The 336-nt window shown below is 61.0% G+C and carries 1 protein-coding gene; it reads left to right on the top strand.

The window, feature by feature from the left end:
* Window positions 1-142 precede the first annotated feature (142 nt).
* On the top strand, window positions 143-336 hold a 194-nt coding region (locus SB756_RS28765; RefSeq protein WP_410912919.1), incomplete at its 3' end, for a hypothetical protein.

The raw sequence follows: 336 nt of genomic DNA, 5'->3' as shown, positions 1-336 counted from the left end.
CTTCGCCCTTTTTCATGGCCGCTGCAAAAGCCGATGGGGATGGCGGCTTGATCTCCACTCGGCGGTCGAATTGGCGAGAAGCCCACATCCGGTCTAGCGTTTCAACTATTTCACCCTCTCACCGACGGATCAGGAGACGCCCGTGCGTATAACTCAACGTGCCATTCAACTGGTGCTGCTGGGCGCCTTGGGGCTGTGCGCCACCTGGGCCCTGGCGGATGCAGGCACCCCCCAGTGGAAGGACACCGGGGCGGTGAGCAAGAAAAAGCAGAAGGAGGTCAACTCAGGCAGTTGGCAGCCCCAGGCCCAACCCGCGCCTAAGGAAGATGCGGAAAA

Origin of the sequence: Pseudomonas sp. SIMBA_068 (assembly GCF_046534705.1) — a bacterium.
Lineage (GTDB): Bacteria > Pseudomonadota > Gammaproteobacteria > Pseudomonadales > Pseudomonadaceae > Aquipseudomonas > Aquipseudomonas putida.
Note: the sequence above shows the minus strand (reverse complement) of the source record. Positions and strands in the feature narration are given on the sequence as shown.